Source organism: Paenibacillus castaneae (genome assembly GCF_002884445.1).
Lineage (GTDB): Bacteria > Bacillota > Bacilli > Paenibacillales > Paenibacillaceae > Pristimantibacillus > Pristimantibacillus castaneae.
Genome location: NZ_KZ614144.1, coordinates 2,507,805 through 2,527,926, shown reverse-complemented (window position 1 = coordinate 2,527,926; position 20,122 = coordinate 2,507,805). Strand labels below are relative to the sequence as shown.

The 20,122-nt window shown below is 45.8% G+C and carries 26 protein-coding genes; 4 read left to right on the top strand and 22 right to left on the bottom strand.

The features are described 5' to 3' along the window. Positions 1 to 13 precede the first annotated feature (13 nt). From amaP to CEF13_RS10805, 13 genes are all read right to left on the bottom strand, one after another. Positions 14 to 571, bottom strand: a complete 558-nt coding sequence (amaP, locus tag CEF13_RS10865; protein ID WP_102710692.1) for an alkaline shock response membrane anchor protein AmaP — start codon at positions 569 to 571, stop codon at positions 14 to 16. Between the two features lie 101 nt (positions 572 to 672). After that, complete coding sequence (locus CEF13_RS10860; RefSeq protein ID WP_102710691.1) at positions 673 to 1,080, bottom strand: Asp23/Gls24 family envelope stress response protein; 408 nt, start codon at positions 1,078 to 1,080, stop codon at positions 673 to 675. Positions 1,081 to 1,217: 137 nt separating this feature from the next. Then, on the bottom strand, positions 1,218 to 2,573 hold the full coding sequence (accC, locus tag CEF13_RS10855) for an acetyl-CoA carboxylase biotin carboxylase subunit (RefSeq protein ID WP_102710690.1): 1,356 nt from the start codon (positions 2,571 to 2,573) through the stop codon (positions 1,218 to 1,220). Positions 2,574 to 2,626: 53 nt separating this feature from the next. Then, the gene (accB, locus tag CEF13_RS10850; protein WP_102710689.1) at positions 2,627 to 3,115 is read right to left on the bottom strand and encodes an acetyl-CoA carboxylase biotin carboxyl carrier protein; all 489 of its coding nucleotides are present in this window, start codon (positions 3,113 to 3,115) and stop codon (positions 2,627 to 2,629) included. A 239-nt stretch (positions 3,116 to 3,354) separates the two neighbouring features. Beyond that, entirely contained in the window at positions 3,355 to 3,975 is a 621-nt protein-coding gene (locus tag CEF13_RS10845; protein WP_102710688.1) for a SpoIIIAH-like family protein, read from the bottom strand. 28 nt (positions 3,976 to 4,003) lie between these two features. Continuing rightward, positions 4,004 to 4,636 carry a stage III sporulation protein AG gene (gene spoIIIAG / locus CEF13_RS10840; protein WP_102710687.1) on the bottom strand — a complete coding sequence of 211 codons (633 nt, stop codon included), beginning with the start codon at positions 4,634 to 4,636 and terminating at the stop codon, positions 4,004 to 4,006. Between the two features lie 30 nt (positions 4,637 to 4,666). Beyond that, positions 4,667 to 5,413 (bottom strand): stage III sporulation protein AF, encoded by a 747-nt coding sequence (gene spoIIIAF, locus CEF13_RS10835; protein ID WP_102710686.1) that lies wholly within the window; start codon positions 5,411 to 5,413, stop codon positions 4,667 to 4,669. 16 nt (positions 5,414 to 5,429) lie between these two features. Further along, positions 5,430 to 6,689, bottom strand: a complete 1,260-nt coding sequence (gene spoIIIAE, locus CEF13_RS10830) for a stage III sporulation protein AE (protein ID WP_243864585.1) — start codon at positions 6,687 to 6,689, stop codon at positions 5,430 to 5,432. Between the two features lie 4 nt (positions 6,690 to 6,693). Next, positions 6,694 to 7,089 carry a stage III sporulation protein AD gene (spoIIIAD, locus tag CEF13_RS10825; RefSeq protein ID WP_102710685.1) on the bottom strand — a complete coding sequence of 132 codons (396 nt, stop codon included), beginning with the start codon at positions 7,087 to 7,089 and terminating at the stop codon, positions 6,694 to 6,696. Positions 7,090 to 7,128: 39 nt separating this feature from the next. Beyond that, the gene (gene spoIIIAC, locus CEF13_RS10820; protein ID WP_102710684.1) at positions 7,129 to 7,332 is read right to left on the bottom strand and encodes a stage III sporulation protein AC; all 204 of its coding nucleotides are present in this window, start codon (positions 7,330 to 7,332) and stop codon (positions 7,129 to 7,131) included. A gap of 15 nt (positions 7,333 to 7,347) precedes the next feature. Then, the gene (gene spoIIIAB / locus CEF13_RS10815; protein ID WP_102710683.1) at positions 7,348 to 7,866 is read right to left on the bottom strand and encodes a stage III sporulation protein SpoIIIAB; all 519 of its coding nucleotides are present in this window, start codon (positions 7,864 to 7,866) and stop codon (positions 7,348 to 7,350) included. Then, positions 7,863 to 8,897: a stage III sporulation protein AA gene (gene spoIIIAA / locus CEF13_RS10810; RefSeq protein ID WP_102710682.1), complete on the bottom strand. Its 1,035-nt coding sequence runs from the start codon at positions 8,895 to 8,897 to the stop codon at positions 7,863 to 7,865. Before spoIIIAA ends, spoIIIAB begins: the two co-directional genes overlap by 4 nt. 104 nt (positions 8,898 to 9,001) lie before the next feature. Next, positions 9,002 to 9,268, bottom strand: coding sequence for a YqhV family protein (locus CEF13_RS10805; protein ID WP_102710681.1), 267 nt, complete (start codon positions 9,266 to 9,268; stop codon positions 9,002 to 9,004). A 151-nt stretch (positions 9,269 to 9,419) separates the two neighbouring features. On the opposite strand from CEF13_RS10805, the gene CEF13_RS10800 reads away from it, so the two are divergent. Next, on the top strand, positions 9,420 to 10,130 hold the full coding sequence (locus tag CEF13_RS10800; RefSeq protein WP_102710680.1) for a 2-phosphosulfolactate phosphatase: 711 nt from the start codon (positions 9,420 to 9,422) through the stop codon (positions 10,128 to 10,130). 118 nt (positions 10,131 to 10,248) lie between these two features. Here CEF13_RS10800 and CEF13_RS10795 read toward each other — a convergent pair whose 3' ends face one another. The 5 genes from CEF13_RS10795 to CEF13_RS10775 all read right to left on the bottom strand — a co-directional run bounded on the left by CEF13_RS10795 (position 10,249) and on the right by CEF13_RS10775 (position 14,357). Continuing rightward, complete coding sequence (locus CEF13_RS10795) at positions 10,249 to 11,502, bottom strand: aspartate kinase (protein ID WP_102710679.1); 1,254 nt, start codon at positions 11,500 to 11,502, stop codon at positions 10,249 to 10,251. Between the two features lie 127 nt (positions 11,503 to 11,629). Next, complete coding sequence (gene efp / locus CEF13_RS10790; RefSeq protein ID WP_102710678.1) at positions 11,630 to 12,187, bottom strand: elongation factor P; 558 nt, start codon at positions 12,185 to 12,187, stop codon at positions 11,630 to 11,632. Between the two features lie 29 nt (positions 12,188 to 12,216). Further along, positions 12,217 to 13,290: a M24 family metallopeptidase gene (locus CEF13_RS10785; protein ID WP_102710677.1), complete on the bottom strand. Its 1,074-nt coding sequence runs from the start codon at positions 13,288 to 13,290 to the stop codon at positions 12,217 to 12,219. A 27-nt stretch (positions 13,291 to 13,317) separates the two neighbouring features. Next, positions 13,318 to 13,758 (bottom strand): type II 3-dehydroquinate dehydratase, encoded by a 441-nt coding sequence (aroQ, locus tag CEF13_RS10780; RefSeq protein ID WP_102710676.1) that lies wholly within the window; start codon positions 13,756 to 13,758, stop codon positions 13,318 to 13,320. Between the two features lie 89 nt (positions 13,759 to 13,847). Beyond that, positions 13,848 to 14,357: a YqhR family membrane protein gene (locus tag CEF13_RS10775; RefSeq protein WP_102710675.1), complete on the bottom strand. Its 510-nt coding sequence runs from the start codon at positions 14,355 to 14,357 to the stop codon at positions 13,848 to 13,850. A 209-nt stretch (positions 14,358 to 14,566) separates the two neighbouring features. Here CEF13_RS10775 and CEF13_RS10770 point away from each other — a divergent pair, with 209 nt between their 5' ends. Both CEF13_RS10770 and CEF13_RS10765 read left to right on the top strand, forming a co-directional pair. Further along, positions 14,567 to 15,535 carry a DUF1385 domain-containing protein gene (locus CEF13_RS10770; RefSeq protein ID WP_424991968.1) on the top strand — a complete coding sequence of 323 codons (969 nt, stop codon included), beginning with the start codon at positions 14,567 to 14,569 and terminating at the stop codon, positions 15,533 to 15,535. Between the two features lie 30 nt (positions 15,536 to 15,565). Then, on the top strand, positions 15,566 to 15,889 hold the full coding sequence (locus tag CEF13_RS10765) for a hypothetical protein (RefSeq protein WP_243864584.1): 324 nt from the start codon (positions 15,566 to 15,568) through the stop codon (positions 15,887 to 15,889). Between the two features lie 165 nt (positions 15,890 to 16,054). Here CEF13_RS10765 and mntR read toward each other — a convergent pair whose 3' ends face one another. Then, positions 16,055 to 16,477 (bottom strand): transcriptional regulator MntR, encoded by a 423-nt coding sequence (mntR, locus tag CEF13_RS10760; protein ID WP_102710674.1) that lies wholly within the window; start codon positions 16,475 to 16,477, stop codon positions 16,055 to 16,057. Between the two features lie 200 nt (positions 16,478 to 16,677). Between mntR and splB the strand changes: the two genes are divergently transcribed. Beyond that, the gene (gene splB, locus CEF13_RS10755; protein ID WP_102710673.1) at positions 16,678 to 17,745 is read left to right on the top strand and encodes a spore photoproduct lyase; all 1,068 of its coding nucleotides are present in this window, start codon (positions 16,678 to 16,680) and stop codon (positions 17,743 to 17,745) included. A gap of 3 nt (positions 17,746 to 17,748) precedes the next feature. Here splB and CEF13_RS10750 read toward each other — a convergent pair whose 3' ends face one another. The 3 genes from CEF13_RS10750 to CEF13_RS10740 are packed head-to-tail and all read right to left on the bottom strand — an operon-like array spanning position 17,749 to position 20,096. Continuing rightward, positions 17,749 to 18,462: a cytochrome c biogenesis CcdA family protein gene (locus CEF13_RS10750; RefSeq protein ID WP_102710672.1), complete on the bottom strand. Its 714-nt coding sequence runs from the start codon at positions 18,460 to 18,462 to the stop codon at positions 17,749 to 17,751. A gap of 22 nt (positions 18,463 to 18,484) precedes the next feature. Beyond that, entirely contained in the window at positions 18,485 to 19,288 is an 804-nt protein-coding gene (locus CEF13_RS10745) for a metal ABC transporter permease (RefSeq protein WP_102710671.1), read from the bottom strand. Then, positions 19,272 to 20,096 (bottom strand): metal ABC transporter ATP-binding protein, encoded by an 825-nt coding sequence (locus CEF13_RS10740; RefSeq protein WP_102710670.1) that lies wholly within the window; start codon positions 20,094 to 20,096, stop codon positions 19,272 to 19,274. Before CEF13_RS10740 ends, CEF13_RS10745 begins: the two co-directional genes overlap by 17 nt. Positions 20,097 to 20,122 lie beyond the last annotated feature (26 nt).

Genomic DNA, 20,122 nt, shown 5'->3' with positions numbered 1-20,122 from the left:
AACAAACTCACCTCTATTCCACGCGACTCTTGAACGCGCCCGTTTGAATGATGTTTGCAACATAAACAGCAACATTCGTAACAGGAATTCCAGCAATATCCTCAACATGCTCTTTCACAGCTCGTTGAATCTCTTCCGTCAGTACAGGAATGGAGCTTTCCCCATCCACTACCGCACGAATGACGATTTCCAGACCAGCATCAGTAGCTCGAATGCGCACCCGCAAATCTTTGACACCACGCTGGCGTGAAGCAGCCTTGAGAGCCAAGTTCTCGATGGTTTCCAAAGAAATTCGAATATCACCGAAATCTGTTCTTTGATCAATGGAAGGAGCTGACGCTGATCCCCGTTGAAGCGATACAATGAAAAACCGCAAGCTAATAATAAAGAGGATGACACCTACAACTGCAAACGTAATCTGAATGGAATCGAGACGATATAACTCACGCACTACATCGTCCATCATACTTTTATTTATCCAACCAAAGCCGATGCTAAGCATACATACAGATAAACATAAGATTACGATGCTGTACAAAAACAAAAGCAGCTTGTCCACGACCTTAATCAACGTAGCGTCTCCTCCTGTCTAGCCGAATGAAAACCCCCTTGCGCCGAGCGGCATGCCCATTCACGAGGGGGTTGTACGGAATTAAATTAATCATTCATTATCTATTTGACTCTTAGGTTCTGCTCTTCTTCTTCCGGCTTATCTGGCGTCTTGAACTGCACATCGTGAATATGTACGTTCACTTCAACTACGTGGAGTCCCGTCATCATCTCGATAGAGCGTTTCACATTGCGTTGAATTTCCGAAGCGATTTCCGGTATACGGTTTCCGTACTCAACGATAATGGAAACATCAACCGCAGCTTCACGCTGGCCTACTTCAACCTTAACGCCTTTAGATAAGTTTTTGCGTCCAAGAAGCTCAACAATGCCCCCGGCGAATCCGCCGCTCATTCCGGCAACGCCATCCACTTCAATCGTTGCTAATCCAGCAATGACTTCGATAACTTCCGGTGCAATTTGAATCGTACCAATGTCCGTTTTCTCAAACTCCGCAGCGATCGTACTCATGATGGTTGTACACCTCCTTAAAGTTGCGCGTACCTTGGCTTGAAGGCCTAATTATAAACTGCATCTTGTTAATATACTATAACATTCGGCTTGAAATATGACAAACTATACTAGTTGTTCATATCTTTATTGTTCATTCATTCTGGAGAGTTAATATCGTACTCCTCAAGGAACTTGATGTCGAAGTTTCCTTCAACGAACTTGGAGTGGTTCAGAAGCTTTAAATGGAACGGTATGGTTGTCCGAATGCCTTCAATAGAAAACTCAGACAACGCACGCTTCATCCTTGCAATGGCTTCATCACGAGTTGCGCCCCAAACAATAAGCTTCGCGATCATGGAATCATAATGCGGTGAGATTGTATAGCCGGGATAAGCCGCGCTGTCTACGCGCACGCCTGCACCGCCGGGTGGCAAATAAAACTGAATCATTCCCGCAGAAGGCATGAAATTCCGTTCGGAATCCTCAGCATTAATTCGGCACTCAATGGACCATCCGTTTATTTTCAAGTCGCTTTGTGAGAAAGAAAGCGGATTGCCTTCAGCAACTGATATCATTTCCTTGATTAAATCCACATTCGTAATCATCTCAGTCACGGGATGCTCGACTTGAATACGCGTATTCATCTCCATGAAGTAAAAGTTGCCATCCGGTCCTAGCAAGAACTCCAATGTACCTGCTCCTGAATAATTTACAGCCAATGCAGCACGTACAGCAGCTTGACCCATTCGCTCGCGAAGCTCTGGAGTTAAGATTGAACAAGGTGCTTCTTCCACAAGCTTCTGACGACGGCGTTGAACTGAACAATCACGCTCGAAAAGATGAACAGCATTGCCATGCTTGTCCGCAATGATCTGAATTTCAACGTGCTTCATACCCGTCAAATATTTTTCTAAATATACGCCTGCGTTGCCAAATGCTTTCTGAGCTTCCTGCTGTGCAGCCGTAATTTGCTGAACAAGCGTTGTTTCATCTTCAGCAATACGAATGCCTTTGCCGCCGCCGCCTGCCGTGGCCTTAATAATAACAGGGTATCCAATTTCTTGGGCAATGATAATAGCCTCATCCATGCTTTCAACAAGACCGTCTGAACCCGGAATAATCGGTACATCAGCGGATTTCATTGTAAGCTTGGCTATCGCTTTGTCGCCCATTCTATTTATCGCATCCGGAGATGGCCCGATAAACGTTATGTTGCAGGACTCGCAAATTTCTGCAAAGTCAGCATTCTCAGCAAGAAAGCCATAACCGGGATGGATTGCATCACATTCGGTTATTGTAGCAACACTCATTATATTTGTTAAATTCAAATAGCTGTCTTTAGATGCTGTCGGTCCGATGCAATAAGCCTCATCAGCTAACCGAACATGCAAGGAATCGCGATCAGCTTCGGAATAAACAGCAACGCTGCTAATTCCAAGCTCGCGACAAGCGCGGATTATTCTAACCGCGATTTCACCACGATTTGCAATTAGTATTTTGTGAAATTTCACGTAGGAACCCCTTTCAAACGAATGTTTCCCTGTTCGGACGTTCATTCACTTCTTTATTCTGGCTTAACAAGAAACAAAGGCTGTCCATATTCGACGAGCTGTCCGTTTGTAACAAGTATTTCAACAATTTCCCCGTTTACTTCTGCTTCTAGCTCATTCATTAGTTTCATCGCTTCCAGAATGCAAACGACGCTCTTCTCATGAACACGGTCGCCAATTTTCACGAATGAACCAGCTTCTGGTGTCGGCGAGCTGTAGAATGTGCCAACCATCGGAGAAACGATCTGATGCAAATGATCAGTCGAAGGGCGAGCGGTCGGCTCCTGCGCTGCTTGTTGCTGTTCTGCTTGCGCAGAAGGCTGAGCCACCATAGGTGCAGGGGCGTATGTATGCGTAATTGGGGCCGCTTGCACATTCACCACTTCTGTTTTGCCAGGCTTACGTATGAGCAGGCGTGTCCCTTCGTTTTCGATTTCCAGCTCATGAACGGAAGTTTGATCAACCAATTTGATCAACTCTTTGATCTCGCTCAACTTGAACATGAATATTTTCACTCCTTAAATTTGCGATTGCAATATGACTTGCTTGGCATTTAACATTATTTTGTATCGATGCCAACAATCTATCCAAAACCTTCACATAACGTTTAACATTATATCATAAACAAGCGTGAACACGAATCATTTTTTACATATCCATGTATGATCACAAAAAAAGCCCTGCCTCTGACAGCGTTCAGCTGGCAGAGACAGGAACTTTAAAGCAAGCAAGCTTGAGCAGACTATTCGTTAATATAGCGGACGGATACTTGATCCGCGCCCACTTCCATTGTGCTCATCACGAGTTTAATGATTTCAGCAGCCTGTTTCTTCTCCAGCTTCGCGCTAGAGACGACTACCTTGAAGTTATCGCTTTCCTCGTCAACAATCGCAATCTCATATTGCTTCATTAGTTCCGTTTCTAATCCGGTTATTTTCGAGTTTTTCTCCTCCAGCTGATTAAGCTCTGCCGCTGCGGCAACTGAATCCTCCGGCTTATTTTTCACTTCAGCAATCGTCGCCATGATCCGGTTCTCGGCTTCAGCATTTTTCAATTCCCGCTTCGCCAGCAGCTCGCCGAAGTATCCGCCAGTTGTGTGGCCTTGCGCCTCCCATTGCTTTAAGGCTTCCTTATCTGCATCGCTGAGCAATGAGTCATTATCAGCTGGCTGCATTTCATTTATAACGAGTCCATTGCCGCCTGCTGCCGCTTCAGTAGCATTCTGAGCTGCCTTATCTGTTTGAGAATTGTCTGTAAGCACATCTGGTGTGCTCGTATCCTGCGTGAATAAGTAATACGCTGACAGCACCACCATTAAGCTAAGCATTGATACGAGCCATACCGTTTGTCTTTTCGTGTTCATGTGAACACCCTCCCCAACTTTTCATTTTTTATTGTTTGCTTGGTACAACTGAAATGCGGTTTATTGGAACATTTACGCCCTTCTCGACAGCGCTGATTATGAGGCGTCTGACTGTTATATTTTCCGCTCCCTTTGCGACAATCAGAATACCGCGAATATGAGGGCTGATCGTTTTGGTTACAATTGGCTTCTTTTCCCCCGATACCTCATACATGACGACTTGGCCATCTTTTGTAATCGAGGTAATATGTCTGCGGCCTCCGTTACGATCATTTTCATCCGTTATGGATTCTGTTTCCTTCACATCTTGCTTAACAATGATTTCTTCCGTTGAATCAACCGTTACAAGCACATTAACTGTTCCCACGCCTACGATTTTCTCCAAAATCTCCTTTAATCTGGTCTCAAGCGGATGCTCAATTGCTTCAAAGAGAGATCCTGATGATGAGTTTCCACTATTCCAAGCAGCTTGTGTCTGAGGGGGCGGATTAGGATCCTGTACTGACGGTTCAACTTCATTAAAGGTGAGAAAAGAATTCATAATCATCAGCGCCGCGCCAATTCCGCCAACGATCAGCAGAATTCGCAGCGTCCTTATACGCTTCGGGCCGCCGGGTCCGCCGCCAATCGCTGATTCTATGCTATCCAGCCATTTGGCCACCGCGCCGTACCTCCTCTCTAATTAAACATTTCAACGGGAAGTTTTTTGCTCCAAGGGCTGCCGTACTACAATTTGGTTAGCATCCACGCCCCAGCCTTGTACAATTAGACTGCTGATTGCAGCAGTCAACGCTCCATCCGCTCCAGTCCAGTTGCCGTCGAGACGTTCTTCTCGGGAACTGTCCATTTCCGACCCACTAGACTGCTGCATTCCTTCATTACCGCCGATTTGACCCATCTCCACCTCAACGATGACCGGCAGCACATCATCCACCGTTTTTCCCTCTTTGCTTAACTCGCCTTTTTGCTCAGCCGCTTTCAAATTTACCGTCACATTGCCGATGTATGGCGTTTGCTTACCGGACAGCATCACCCACTTTAATCCAACGTCTACCGAATCTACAGTCGCCTTCGTTCGCTCTATCAACTCGCTGCGGATCGAGGCTTCCAATGTTCGTTGCATAAGTTTTGCAGCTTCCAGACTTCGCTTCTCACTCATCTGCTCTGCGTTTTGTTGTATTTCGGCTAGACTGGCCATTCCCGTTTTGCTTGTCATTTGCGACTCGCTCCACTGCTGCATTCCCGCATCCAGCTTAGAGCTGACATCACTTTGAAGCAGCTTCAAAATCGGAGATAATATAGTCAATAGAATGAATAGCCCGACCACCAGACGCGCATAGCGCTGCATCGATTTGTTAGGAAGCAGAAGCTCGACAAGCACCGCGAGCAAGATTACCGCGATGATGTCTCTCAGCCAGTCGCTTAACCAAGCAACCACAGCATCACCCCCTCCTTCATCGCACCATCAGCGAAGCATTTCCCGCTGTCAGAATAATCGTAACCGCAAGGAAGAACATGAGGCTGACAGCAGCGAGCGCTGCAAATACAAAAATCATAGTTTTCCCTATCGTCTGCAGACAAGTTACGATCGGCGATTCACCTAGTGGCTGCATTACCGCAGCAGAAATATTATAAATAAGAGCTAATGTTAATATTTTGATAGCAGGAAATACACTTATGAATAATAAAATGATGACGCCTGCTAGTCCTATTGCATTCTTTGCAAGCATGGAAGCTGAGATTACGGTATCCGCTGCATCAGAAAACATTCGTCCAACGACGGGCACGAAGTTCCCGGTAACAAACTTTGCTGTACGCAGTGTAACCCCATCCGTTACTGCACCTGTAACCCCTTGTACAGAAACAACGCCGAGAAATATCGTAATTAGTCCACCCAGCACATAAACACCTATCGACCGCAGCAGGTTCGCCAGCTGTGTCACTTTGAATTTATCAGATAAAGCACTAGCAATATGAAGAACGGCAGAGAAGAACAAGAGTGGAAAAACGATCGTGTAGACAAGTGTTCCGATTGCATGAATCATGAAAACAATGAGCGGATGCAGTACGGATACCGTTACGACATTTCCCATCGATGCGAGCAGCGTGAGCAGGAGCGGCACCATTGCAAGCATGAATTGAACCATGCCCTCAATCGCCCCTTTGGCATAGTCGATGGCGACATGAAAGCTATTGACTGCAATAATAATCAGCACCATATAGGTAATCGAGTAGGCTACTTTGCTGACCGTATTTCGTTCAAAAGCATTTTGCAGCGTTTCAAGCACCATACTGAAAACTGTCAGCATCACGATTGTAACGAGCAGCTTGCCGTTATACAGCACTTCATGCAAGAAGTATTTGAGCAGCCCCTTCAGCATGTCGGTAAGCTTTAGTCCTTTGCCTCCTGGAATGACCATTTCCATGAAGGTCGGAACACGCTGTTCTGGAAAATATCCGCCGTATTCGCTGCGAAGCTTATTCCAATACGATTCGACTGCATCCGTTTCTAATCCCGTTAGCTGCTCCGTTGTTAGCTCTTTGGAGATTTGCTCACTTTGGAGCTGCTGATCTGCGGCTGGAGCAGCTGCATTCCCAGAAGCAGCTCCCGCGAAGCCGTAGCTCACATTCGGAACAAATGAGAAGAGAATGACAGCAGCAAGGATGAAGAGCATGAGCTTGGCCCGTTCTTTTGCGGAAGTGGGATTTATCATGCTCTCAGCTCCCATTCGGCAATAAACCAATCACCGTCTCGACGATCACGCTAATTATAGGGACGGCCATGACGAGAATGAATATTTTGCCGGCGAATTCTATTTTTGAAGCGATACTCTCTTGTCCAGCATCTCTCACGATTTGCGCTCCGAACTCCGCAATATACGCGATTCCGATGATTTTTAATATGGTTTTTAAATAGATGGACGGGATGCCCGATCGAACCGCCAAATCCTCCAGCACCGTAATGACGATCTCGATTTTTCCAATCAGATACAGGAAGATGAATATGCCTGTAAAAGCAGCGAGTAAGAAAGCGAACATCGGCTTCTGCTCTCGAACGACAAGAATGAGTACAGTTGCCAATAAGCCCAGCCCGACAATTTGAATCATTTCCACTACGCTCACCTGCTTGCCAGCACGTCCTAATGAAGACGGCTACTGGAACAAAAATATCGTTTTGATCTCCTGAAACAGTTCATTGAGAAGCCGAATAACCATAAACAGCACCACAACGAAACCAATTAGTGTAACCCAATGCGCCATATCTTCCTTCCCCATCTGCTTGAGAATCGAGTGTATCATTGCGATTACAATTCCGATTCCAGCAATTTGGAATATGGCGCTCACATCCATGTTCATCTCTGGAGCACCCCATTACACCATCAAAATGACGATCAGCACAGCGATCAAAATCCCGAGACTTTTCCACATTTTCTCGTAACGTCCTTGATCGTCTCTCGCCGCGTCCTCCTCTGCTTTCAGCTGCAGTAATGCTAAACGAATATGCTTCATTTGGTCTTCCTTGTCGCTTATCCCAAGCGTAGAGCCTAATCGTATGAGTGCTGCCTTCTCATTGCCGCGCATAGATGTTGCATCCCAATGCAGATTAATTGCTTGTTCCCAGCTTTCGCGAAAGGTAAAACTTTCCGTCTCTAGAATGCCGCTCGCCGCTTTGCGAAATAAGGAAGCCAGCGGTTCAGGCGTTGCGACGGCTGTTCTTTCCAGCGCCTCCGGCAATGGGGTGTGCCCATAGCCGATTTCCGTGTCCAGCCGCTGCAGTGCATGCGCTAGCTGACGCAATTGACGGGGACGCTCGGCAAACCTTGCCGCCTGCTGGAAACCAATCATCGTGCCCGCGAACAATATGAGTATCGCGCCAAGCAGCTTAATCACGGATCATCAGCTCTAAGCCTTCCAGACAAAGCATGCACGTTATCTGCAGCCGTTCGGCTAGAGGGCTGTACGGCCCGTCCTATTGCATCTGCCGGCACAACCCGATGCATGATTCCCTGATCTGTCCGTTTAAGCTCTACCACATAAGTAAAAGCGCCCTCGTCAAGCAGCTTGCGTAGAACAGGTCTCCCTCTTGCTTCTTGCAAATCAAATGCATGGGCTGTTGCAACTACGCTGATCCCTGCATGGCTTGCTTCTCGAATAGCTTCCCCGTCTTCCGGTCTGCCGATCTCGTCCGCAATCAGTACCTCTGGAGACATCGAACGCAGCAGCATCATCATCCCTTCGGCTTTCGGACAAGCATCCATGACGTCTGTTCGCGGGCCGACATCGAAGGTAGGAATGCCGCGGACGCAGGCTGCAATTTCCGAACGCTCATCGACTATTCCAACCTTCCTGCCCTGCCAATTGCCCGCTTCAGCGCTCGGCCATAGGCCGTAGCTTACAGATCTAGCAATATCGCGTACAAGCGTCGTCTTTCCTTGCTGCGGGGGAGCCAATATGAGCGTAGAGTGTAATGTTTTCCTCTCGCGGTCAATTAGCTTAGGCAGTAAATGCGAACTAGCTCCTATTACCTCTCTAGCAACCCGAATATTGAATGCTCCGATATCGCGAATGCCCCTGACTACACCGCTGTCCAGAATGGTTCTGCCGGCAAGTCCAATCCGATGCCCTCCAGATACGGTAATGAAGCCTCTTCGAAGTTCTTCCTCCATTGCATATAATGAGTAATTTGTAATACGCTCCAGCAGCTTGCGACAAGTATCAGAAGAAGGCTTGTATGCCCCATCCGCAGACTGTCTCAGTGTGCCGTCCTGCATCATAAATCGAGATTGTCCCCGAAATCCGATCTCAAGCGGCCTTCCTTCTCGAATTCGAATTTCCTCTAGCTGTTCTTGCATTTGTTCAGAGAGGCGTTCGAGCAATGTCTTAAGTTCCGAGGGCAATAAATGCACGACACGTGCCAGCATAGTATCCTCACTCCCAGATGTTTGTCCTTCGTAGTTCCTATTTGTATGCATGCGCACCAAAAATATGACTTCATACTCGACTTAGTTACTAGATTGACAGACTATTATTTTTTCAAAATGCCGATCATCAAGCAGATAACACCTGCCCCAACCCACAGAAACTTAGCAGGAGACAGCTTGTCAGATAAACTGACTAATCCAACCGTAGTCGTTGCTATTAAGATGAGCGGACCTACTAACGCCAGAGAAGAATTAACAATTAATGCTTTGTCGATTTGATTCAAACGGAGCATAAGCAGTGCAGCGCAAATTTCAATGGTTCCCGACGTGAGACGGAGCGATGCCATAGTCAATACAACTTTATTAAGCATGTTCGCAAGACCTCCCTTCAGTAAAAGGTTTATGGCTTATTCATATGCGTGCTTGTCTCTATTTCATACCGATTCATACCGGACACCTGCCCAGCAAACGCAGCATATAGTAAAGCACGCAGACGAAGATTAGAAAGGCGGTACCGATTATATGCAAGCTCAGGTTATATCAAGCGTTAATGAAGCAAGCTCGGTTAGGTTTCACCATAAGACGGCCATTATAGTAGATGTGCTGCGCGCAACGAGCACGATCGTAACGGCCATCGCTTCCGGCGCCTCATGCGTCATTCCAGCAGAAACGGTAATGGAAGCTCGAGCTTTGCAGCGTGAGGGAGATTTACTTGGAGGCGAGCGGTTTTGCAAAAAAATTGCCGGCTTTGATCTGGGCAATTCACCTGAAGAATACACAGAGCAAGTCGTAGGCGGCAAGCGTATTATACTAACTACTACAAATGGAACAAGAGCTATTCATAAATCAATGCGAGCGGATCATATATTAATTGCTTCGCTGTTAAATGCGGAGGCTTGTGCAAGATCAGCTATTGAGCTAAGAAGGGATATCGTTATTTTGTGTGCAGGCAGCCATGATGAATTCGCTATTGAGGATGGTTTATGTGCGGGGCTTGTTTTAGACAGGCTTCACGATTTAAGCTCTTTCCCGATAGAAATGGATGATTTCGGCACAGCCATGCTAGCTCTTTATCGCAATCGCGCTCACCAGCTGAAGGATACGATCCAGAGCGGATTAGGCGGAAAACGATTAATTAAGCTTGGCATGAAGCGTGATATCGAGGCTTGCTCCTTCGTAGATATTTATACGGATGCGCCTAGATTAAATGGGGATCAACTAACGCGGGCTTAGGTTTCTTCGATAAAAGGGCTTTAACGTAAAAAAGAAACCTCACCCTTGTTTCAATTGAATGCTTGAGGCATCCATTTAACAAGGGTTGGTTTCTTTTGGTTACATACGACTAGAAGAACTAACGGCGATCTTGCGGGCCGCCTACAAATACTTGCTCAGCCGTATCAAGGCCATATGCGGTATGAAGTGCGCGTACAACGTCATTCAACGGCTCCGCTGCAATGACGCATGAACATTTAATTTCCGATGTGCTTACCATTTTAATGCTTACTCCCAGCGAAGAGATTGCTGCGAACATTCTCGCTGCAACACCTGGATTGCTGACCATGCCAGCGCCTACGATTGATACTTTAACCAAATTTCCTTCAGAAGTCGTTTCACGGAAAGGAACCGCTTGGCGATTACCTTCGATGACTTCAATCGCTTTATCCTTGTCGTTGCCGGACACTGTAAAGGAGAAATCGGCTTTGCCATCCTGTACACCGCTCTGCACGATAATATCAACATCGATTCCGTTGTCCGCTAAAGCGCCAAATACGTTAGCCAGAACACCCGGAACATCCTCAACGCCCATAATACTAATTCGAGCTACATTCTTGTCAAACGCGATACCGCGAACGACCACGCCTTGCTCCATGACCGCTTCCTCCTTCACACTTGTACCTTCATTATGGGTAAAGCTTGAGCGTACTACAAGCTTCACATTATTATGCTTAGCGTATTCTACTGCACGCGGATGAAGTACGGCCGCACCCAGATTAGCTAGCTCCAGCATTTCATCGTAAGAAATTTCACTTAGCTTTCTTGCATTTTTCACTACGCGCGGATCTGTCGAATAAATTCCATCCACATCCGTATAAATTTCACATACATCTGCTTCCATTGCAGCTGCCATTGCCACAGCCGTCGTATCTGAGCCGCCGCGGCCTAGCGTCGTAATTTCGCCATCCTCGGACATACCCTGGAAGCCGGCAATAATCGCTACATTTCCCTGCTCCAATGCTTGAAAAACACGGGTTGGTTCAATATTAGTCATTTTCGCCTTCCCATGCACCGCTTCTGTCCGAATTCCCGCTTGCCAGCCTGTAAATGAAACAGCTTTAGCTCCAAGCTGATGAATGGTCATCGATAGCAAAGCAACCGATATTTGCTCACCTACTGTAAGAAGCATATCCATTTCGCGCGCCGGCGGATTTGGATTAAGCTGCTTCGACTGATCGATTAAATCGTCTGTTGTATCTCCCATTGCAGAAACGACGACAACGATATCATTGCCCTCTTGCTGCCTCTCAATTATACGCTTCGCGACACGCTGCATCCGTTCCGGCGTTCCAACGGAGCTGCCGCCAAACTTCATCACTATCAACGACAAAGCTGATTCACTCCTAACCTGACATATACATACAAGACAATATTATACCACAACAATTAGAATCGTGGATATGTATGCGTACAAAAAAACCGTCCGTTAACAACGGACGGTTTCTGCAATTGGTATACTATGCGCGCGAGATGTATTTGCCTTCGCGTGTGTCAACCAAGAGAACGTCGCCTTCGTTAATGAACAATGGCACTTGAACACTTAGTCCTGTTTCTAGCTTAGCTGATTTTGTAGCACCTTGAGCCGTGTTGCCCTTCACGCCTGGCTCGGTTTCCACTACTTTCAGGTCTACGCTGTTTTGCATTTGAATACCAAGAATTTCGCCTTGGTAGCTTGAAATATTAACGTTCATGTTTTCTTTCAGGAAGTTCAGCTCCCACTCAAGCTGTTTCTTATCCAGATTGAACTGGTCGAAAGTTTCATTATCCATGAATGTGTATTCTGAACCGGAATTGTACAAGTATTGCACTTCACGGTTTTCAATGATGGCACGGCCAATGCTCTCGCCCGCACGGAATGTTTTCTCAGTAACGTTGCCATTGCGAAGATTTTTCAGCTTGGAGCGTACAAAAGCCGCTCCCTTGCCTGGTTTAACATGTTGAAAGTCAAGAACGGTAAAAATGTCATTGTCTACTTGTACGGTTAAGCCTGTCTTAAAATCGTTTACTGAAATCATTGCTGATTCCTCCTGAATGAATAGAGTCCTTATCCCAGAGTGATTAACTCCTTCGGAGATGAGGTTAATATTTTAATTCCGGTTTCCGTAATAACGATGTCATCTTCAATACGCACGCCGCCAAAGCCAGGTACGTATATGCCAGGTTCCACCGTTACAGTCATGCCGGGGGTTAAAATCGTTTCGCTTTGTTTGGACAGCCTAGGCGCTTCATGAATTTCCATTCCAATGCCATGTCCTGTTCCGTGGCCAAATAAGTCGCCATAACCATATTTCGTTATGATATCCCGGGTTAGCGCATCTGCTTCCCGTCCGCTCATGCCTGGCTTAATATGCGCTAGAGCATGCAGCTGAGCCTCAAGCACGATATTATAAATTTCCAGATGTTTGTCTGTCGGCGTTCCGACAATGACTGTCCGTGTAATATCGGAACAGTAGCCCTTGTAATAAGCACCAAAGTCAAGCTTCACGAATTCATTCGTGCCGATAATCCGCTCGCTTGCAACACCATGCGGCAGAGCAGAACGTTCACCGGATGCTACAATCGTTTCGAAGGATGATGAAGCTGCGCCGTTGCTGCGCATATACATCTCCATTTCAAGCGCAATATCCGATTCCCGAACGCCTGTGCGGATAATCTTCAGAATATGAGCGAATGTATGGTCCGCAAGATCGGCAGCCTCCTGTAGAATTTGAATCTCAGCTTCATCTTTAATAATACGAAGATGTTCCACAAGTCCCGAGGATGGCTCCAAAGTAATGCCTGACAATATTTTTGTCCAAGCCGTATATTCACTGAATACGACATGATCCTGTTCGAAAGCCAGCTTCGCCAGATGATCCTGGACAAGAAGCTCCCGTACATTTTCTAACGGACTAGGTCCATGTTCCACGATTTGAAATCCTATCGCTTGCTCAGGCGCTTGTGTGCGATAACGGAAATCTGTTAGCAGATAGGCGGAGGTAAGCGTAATTAGCACCATGCCTGAGGAGCCTGTGAAGCCGCTTAAATAGCGACGGTTATGTTCGCTTCCTATTAAGATTGCTTCAAAACGGTTTTCCTCCATCAATTGACGGAGTCGTTTTACTCTTTCGTTTGGCATAGCCGTCTCACCCTTTCTTACCCATTTTTACGATTTTTGCAAATGGCTCACGAGCGCAGTAAGTCCCAGCTCATAGCTTTGAGAACCAAAGCCGGCAATTTGACCGACAGCAATAGCCGCGATTACAGATACGTGACGAAATGGCTCTCTCTTGTGAATATTGGACATATGAACCTCAATGACAGGTAATCCAACCGTGCTTAGAGCATCTCGCAGCGCATAACTGTAATGCGTCCATGCCCCGGGGTTGATGACGATACCGTCTACTTTTCCATATGCACTATGTATCCGATCAATCATTTCACCCTCATGATTCGATTGAAAAAATTCCACCTCGACACCAAGTGCCTCAGCTTTGTCCTTCAACATCGATTCAATGAATGCAAGTGTTTCTGTTCCGTACACACCCGGCTCACGAATACCTAGCATATTCAGATTAGGGCCGTTCAAAATCATGATTCTGTGCATAAATGCACCTCCCAAGCAACCGAATCCATCTCCGCTTCAAAGATCATTAGCCATTTTACCACAAATGCCCGTTGCTTGAGAAGTAGAACTCATGATGGAACTTTTATCGGTTCTCGAGAAGACTCATCTGTAAACTCAAAAGAGATCGAATAGCCGATAAATACACCCCATAATAGTGATACACATAGCTCCGTAAAAAAGGTATTCCAGCCCACCTGCCAGATCGGTTTCATAATCTTGAGCATAGGCCCTGCAATAATGAATAGTACTGCCCACCACACTAAACCGTAGCAAATACCCGGCCATGGACCACCCAAGCGTCGCAGCAGCATGGTATAGAGAAAGGCGGCTATGATGGATAGCAAAATATAGCTGCCTAAACTAACGAGAATGCCCCACCCACTTTTCAGAAATGAAGCCCGAAAAAAAGGATCGGCCGCAAAACCGGTCATGATGGTTGTGAACTTCATCTGATAGAGCAACCAGCGCACCAATCCCCAAATAACACCTGCGTAAAATCCGATACTGATGGAATAAAGCCAAGGATTAGTATGGTGCCGTCCAACCTCTTCTCCTTGTGTTCGATCCTGCTCCGCCATTGAACTAAGCCTCCATTCTGCTTTCAATCTAATCTGGCTTAGTATGTGAAAAAAAACCGTTCCATAACCGCAGCTTTCCATCAGATTCATATTTTTCTGTGTTAGATTCGGACGTTGGCAATTCGACGATAGATCAAGTACAATAGATTTACAAAGCAATCGTTATATTCATCGCGATTTGACGCGATAACCCATCCAAGGAAGGTGACATGCACTTGCCGCAAGACTCCCGAAGTATATATGGCGGACAAGCGGTTATCGAAGGCGTAATGTTTGCAGGCAAACACGTTAACGTAACAGCTGTTCGGCTCAAAAATGATGAAATTATTTATTACGAGGTTCCCCGTACATCCAAAACCTGGGTGCAGCGCCTCAAGAAAATCCCGCTCGTTCGCGGAGTGGTCGGCATTCTAGAATCAAGCGCCAAAGGCTCTCAGCATTTAAACTTCTCCATGGAAGCTTATGCTGATGATGAAGCGGCTAAAGAACTGGAAGGCAACGTGGAACAACCGGTTGCCCCAGCCAAAGAAGAGAAGAAAAGCGGCTGGAGTCTCAGCATGATTGTCGGCGTCGCAGTTGCTGGCGTCATTTCATTTATTTTCGGAAAGCTCATCTTTACCGCAGCACCTGCGGCTTTAGAAGAATTGATATTCTCAGGAGTATTTGATAATAAAGTCGGTCATAACTTATTAGAGGGACTTATCAAAATTATACTGCTGCTCGGTTATTTGTACTTTATTTCCATGACTCCGCTCATTAAGCGTCTCTTTCAATATCACGGTGCTGAGCATAAGGTGATCAGCGCTTATGAAGCTGGAGAAGATCTAACGATTAAGAATGTACAGAAATACAGCCGCCTTCACTATCGCTGCGGTTCAAGCTTCATCATCTTTACCGTAATTGTTGGCGTTATTGTGTACTCGCTTCCCTTCTTCACATGGGATTCGATCTGGGAGCGCATCTATATTCGTATTCTGCTGTTGCCTTTAGTGCTCGGCTTATCGTATGAAGTATTGCGTTGGACCAATGCCCTAAGAGAAGTACCTGTTCTTCGCTATCTTGGATATCCAGGATTATGGCTACAGCTTCTAACTACTAAAGAACCTCGTGATGAACAAGTCGCTGTATCCATTGCATCATTCAACCGGATGCTTGAGCTTGATAAACAAGTGAAATAACTTTACACATGAAGAAAGGCGGTCTTTCAAATGAGCAGGATGCCGAGCAGGTGGAATGTATGGACAATTGCATTTATGGTATTGCTCGTAATAGGTGTAGTATACAGCATTATTCAAACGCCAATCGCCTATACAATCATTCCAATTGTCGTATTAGGCGGTATTTTCCTGCTGTATAAATATCCGCCTTCTTTTCTTAAAGGCTACGGCTCACAAGGGCGTCCGCAGGTGAAGCAAAGCCGAGCTACCGCTGCTAAGACAAGATCCAAAACAAATAAGCCAAGATCCAAAACAGTTCCTTTCCGTGTCATTGAAGGCGGCAAGGATGACGATGATTTACCTAAATACCATTAGAAAAGATTAGAAAAAGACCAGCAGAGATTCTCTGCTGGTCTTTTTTAATATATAACCATTTATAAATCTGCACTTATAAATATGCTTATATATCCGTGAAACAACTGCTAATGCCGCAGTAAAGGTTGGCAGCCGTTCACGCTTAGTCCAAATAATCGCTATGTATTATTCGCTTTCCATTTCCGAGCGAATGGCACGAAGCTCGTCCAATCGTTGTGAATCACGACGGAAATATTCAACTAAAGTTTCAATACAAGTAATGGAATCCCAGCTTAAATGATGCTCGATGCCTTCCACATCCTGATAAATATTCTCATCTTGTACCCCTATCGTCGTCAAGAACGATTCCAGTAGCTGATGGCGATCAACAAGCCGCTTTCCCATCTTCTTGCCTTTATTGGTCAGGACAAGCCCGCGGTACTTTTCATAGATCAAATAATTATCCTTGTCGAGCTTCTGAATCATCTTCGTTACGGAGGAAGGATGCACCTCAAGCCCTTCTGCAATATCCGAAACGCGTGCATATCCTTTTTCATCGATAAGCTTATAAATTCTTTCCAAGTAGTCTTCCATGCTCGGTGTCGGCACTGAAGAACCCCCTAACCATACTTCTTCACCTTGTTTCCTCGGCGTTACTCTATGTATCATACACTTTTCGTTATGTGCACCGCAACCCGCTGCCTTAATTGCCGATGTTTTTCACCCATAAACTAACCAGTTTGAGCATAAGGCTGCCTCCACACACTATGCTTGTTTCATTTGTTATTACGAAGCTGGAGGAATGACCGATGAGTACAGCAATTATTGATCGTCCGAAAACCGATCGTTCCGCTTTATCCTTTGTCCCCGAACTTGTTTATTTCGAACCGTCGGCTCTTGATTACCCAAAAGGACAACGAATATTCGAATGGGTCAAGCAGGAAGGCATTCCCTACAGAATGACCACCTCCCATAATCGGATCACTGATTTGCCAGGTGATTCCGAGCTGGAGAAATACAGGATTGCAAAACGGACGCTAGTGGTTGGCCTTCGGAAAACGTTGAAATTCGATACATCCAAGCCTTCTGCTGAATATGCCATTCCGATTGCGACAGGCTGTATGGCACACTGTCATTATTGTTACTTACAAACCACGCTAGGAGCCAAGCCATATATTCGTATTTACGTTAATATCGATGAAATACTAGATGCAGCAAAGGGCTATATCGACGAAAGAAAGCCAGAAATTACCCGCTTTGAGGCTGCGTGTACTTCGGATCCTGTTGGTCTTGAGCCGATATCCGGCAGCTTGCGCGAGTTAATCGAGTTTATGGGCAAACAGGAGTACGGCAGGCTGCGTTTTGTTACCAAATTCCATCACGTGGATTCCTTGCTTGACGTGAACCATAATAATCATACACGCATTCGCTTTAGTGTGAATGATAAGTATGTCATCAAAAACTTCGAGCCGGCCACCTCGCGCTTCGAACAGCGTATTGAAGCAGCTGCTAAGGTGGCTAGAGCGGGCTATCCCATCGGCTTCATCATCGCTCCGATTATATGGCATGACGGATGGGAGGAAGGCTATGGCGAGCTGTTAGCCGCGTTAGACGCTGCACTTCCTCAGGATGTCAGAGGAGATCTCACGTTCGAGCTGATCCAGCATCGATTTACGAAAACAGCCAAATCCGTTATCGAGAAACGCTATCCGCGCACGAAGCTTGAGATGGATATCGAGAAAAGGAAATACAAATGGGGCCGCTGGGGACAAGGCAAATATGTATATCCCGATGAACAAGCAAATGCGCTCCGTATGTTTATATCGGAGCGCATTTTCGAGCATTTTCCTGAGGCAAAAATTGAATACTTCACTTAATTATTAGAATGCCAGCCATTCAGGCGTTATGAGATTAAGCCAAATCGTAATTTTGGTCATTTGATCGGTGAAAAGCAGCAAACCCATAAGAATCATGACGGCTCCGCCAATCTTCATGACCGTTGCTGAATATTTCAATATCCACCTAGCTGTTCCCAAGAAGAAAGCAAGGACAAAGAAAGGGATTGCGAAACCGAGCGCATAGGCGGTCGTTAATTGAAACCAAGTGCCTGGCTCTGTCGCAGCGAGCCCTAATATAGCTGTTAGAGCAGGCCCCATGCATGGTGTCCAGCCTGCGGAGAAGCCAATTCCAAATATAAAAGAGCTGACATAGTTCGCTTTCTTCGGAATCAAATTCATCCGGCGCTCCTTCATAAGCAGCTGAGGCTGAAATAAGCCAATGAGAAATAAACCCATCAAAATAATTAGAATGGCGGATAATTGTCTGATAAGATCTCTATATTCGCTGAAAAACTCAGCAAATACGTTCGTGCCATAGCCTAACGCATAATAAACGGTACAGAATCCTAAAATGAAAAACAACGTGTGCGACATCGTTCGCATGCGTTTTTGTTTCGAATTCGAATTTTCTTTCAAATCAGATACTGAAATTCCCGTTATGTAGGATAAATAGGACGGATATAATGGCAAGCAGCACGGAGAAATAAAAGATGCAAAGCCGGCGCCGAACGCCAGCCAAATATTAATGTCTGACAATGGTTACACCCCGATTCAATGTTCAGTTTCCCGTTCGCACTCCCCTGCGGAATGCAAGCAGCACAAGCAATACGGCGATAAGCAAAAGCACAATCGTACCGCCTGGCGCCAAATTCCAAATGCCTGCAATTAGAAGTCCGATTACGACGGCCAGTTCGCCAATGATTACAACGGTTATAACGCTTTGTTTAAAGCTGCGTGCAACAATTAAGCTGCAAGCTGCAGGAATGGTCAACAATGCTGAAACGAGCAATGCGCCGACGATTTTGATCGACACACTTATTACAAGCGCTGTAAGCACGCTAATCATAACATTATAAAATTTAACGGGCAAGCCGCTGACTGCCGCTGCATCCTCGTCAAAAGTAAGCAGAAATAATTCTTTAACCTGCGTTCTTATTGCAATAAGAACGACAACCGTTACTGCACCAATAACATATAAATCCGTACTATTCAGTGTAAATATACTACCGAACAAATAGCTGCTCACATTTATGTTTTTCCCCATCGAGAACAAAAGAGAGGCTAGCGCTACTCCGCCGGACATTATGATCGCAATGGAAAGCTCTGCATATGTTTTGTATGCCTTACGCAGCTTCTCAATGGCGAAGGAGGCAGCTATTGCGAATACTAAGCCCATAGCTACAGGGTACACGCCAATTAAGAAGCCAAGTGCTACGCCTGCAATCGATACATGGGACAAGGTGTCCCCAATCATAGAAAGCCTTCGAAGCACAAGAAATAAGCCCATTAGCGGGGCGGTTACGCCGATGAGCAGCCCGCCGATAAGGGCGCGTTGAAAAAACTCACTAGTTACGATCTCCAATCAAAACAACCTCTTTCCTGCTCTCCATTTGCTCTCTTAACCCTTTCAAGCTGTGTGTCAGATCATTCTCCACACAATCCTGTGTTTCATGCGAATGCTTAATATGAAATTTAAGCTTCCCATTCTGATCAGCTGCCTGCTCGCCTAAGTAAGAACGGATCATATCCAGATCATGCGATACCATCAAAAAAGTAATATTGTGATGCTGATGCATATGCTTAATCATATGAAAGAAGCTTTCCTGCGTCTCCGTGTCAATGCCTTTCGTTGGCTCATCCAAAATGAGAAGCGATGGATTATTGATAAGTGCCCTTGCTAGAAATACCCGCTGCTGCTGTCCGCCAGATAGCTGTCCAATACGCTTATCCTTCAAATCAAATATTCCCATCGCAAGAAGCGCATCATCGCTTTTTTTATAATCGGCTTTCGATATTTTTTTGAATATTTTATTTCGACCATAAAGCCCCGACATGACGACCTCGTGGACAGTAGCCGGAAATAGCGGATTGAAATTGTTCTTCTGCGGTACATAACCGATCCGTTCCCATTGCTTGAACTCGTTGACATTCTCTCCAAACAAACGAATGGTACCGCTTGTTGGCTTCAGCAATCCTACAATCATGCGCAGCAATGTTGTTTTCCCCGCACCGTTAGTTCCTATTAAACCGATGAAGTCTCGTTCCTTCACCGCGAAACTCAAATCCGAAATAACCGCCTGCTGTTGAAAAGAAAAAGAGACGTTCTCAAGCGAGATAACCTCTTGGTGGCAGCTAGTGCTTGATGACGTATTTGAATTTGATTGCCCCATAATATCTCTCCTCACAGCAATACGGA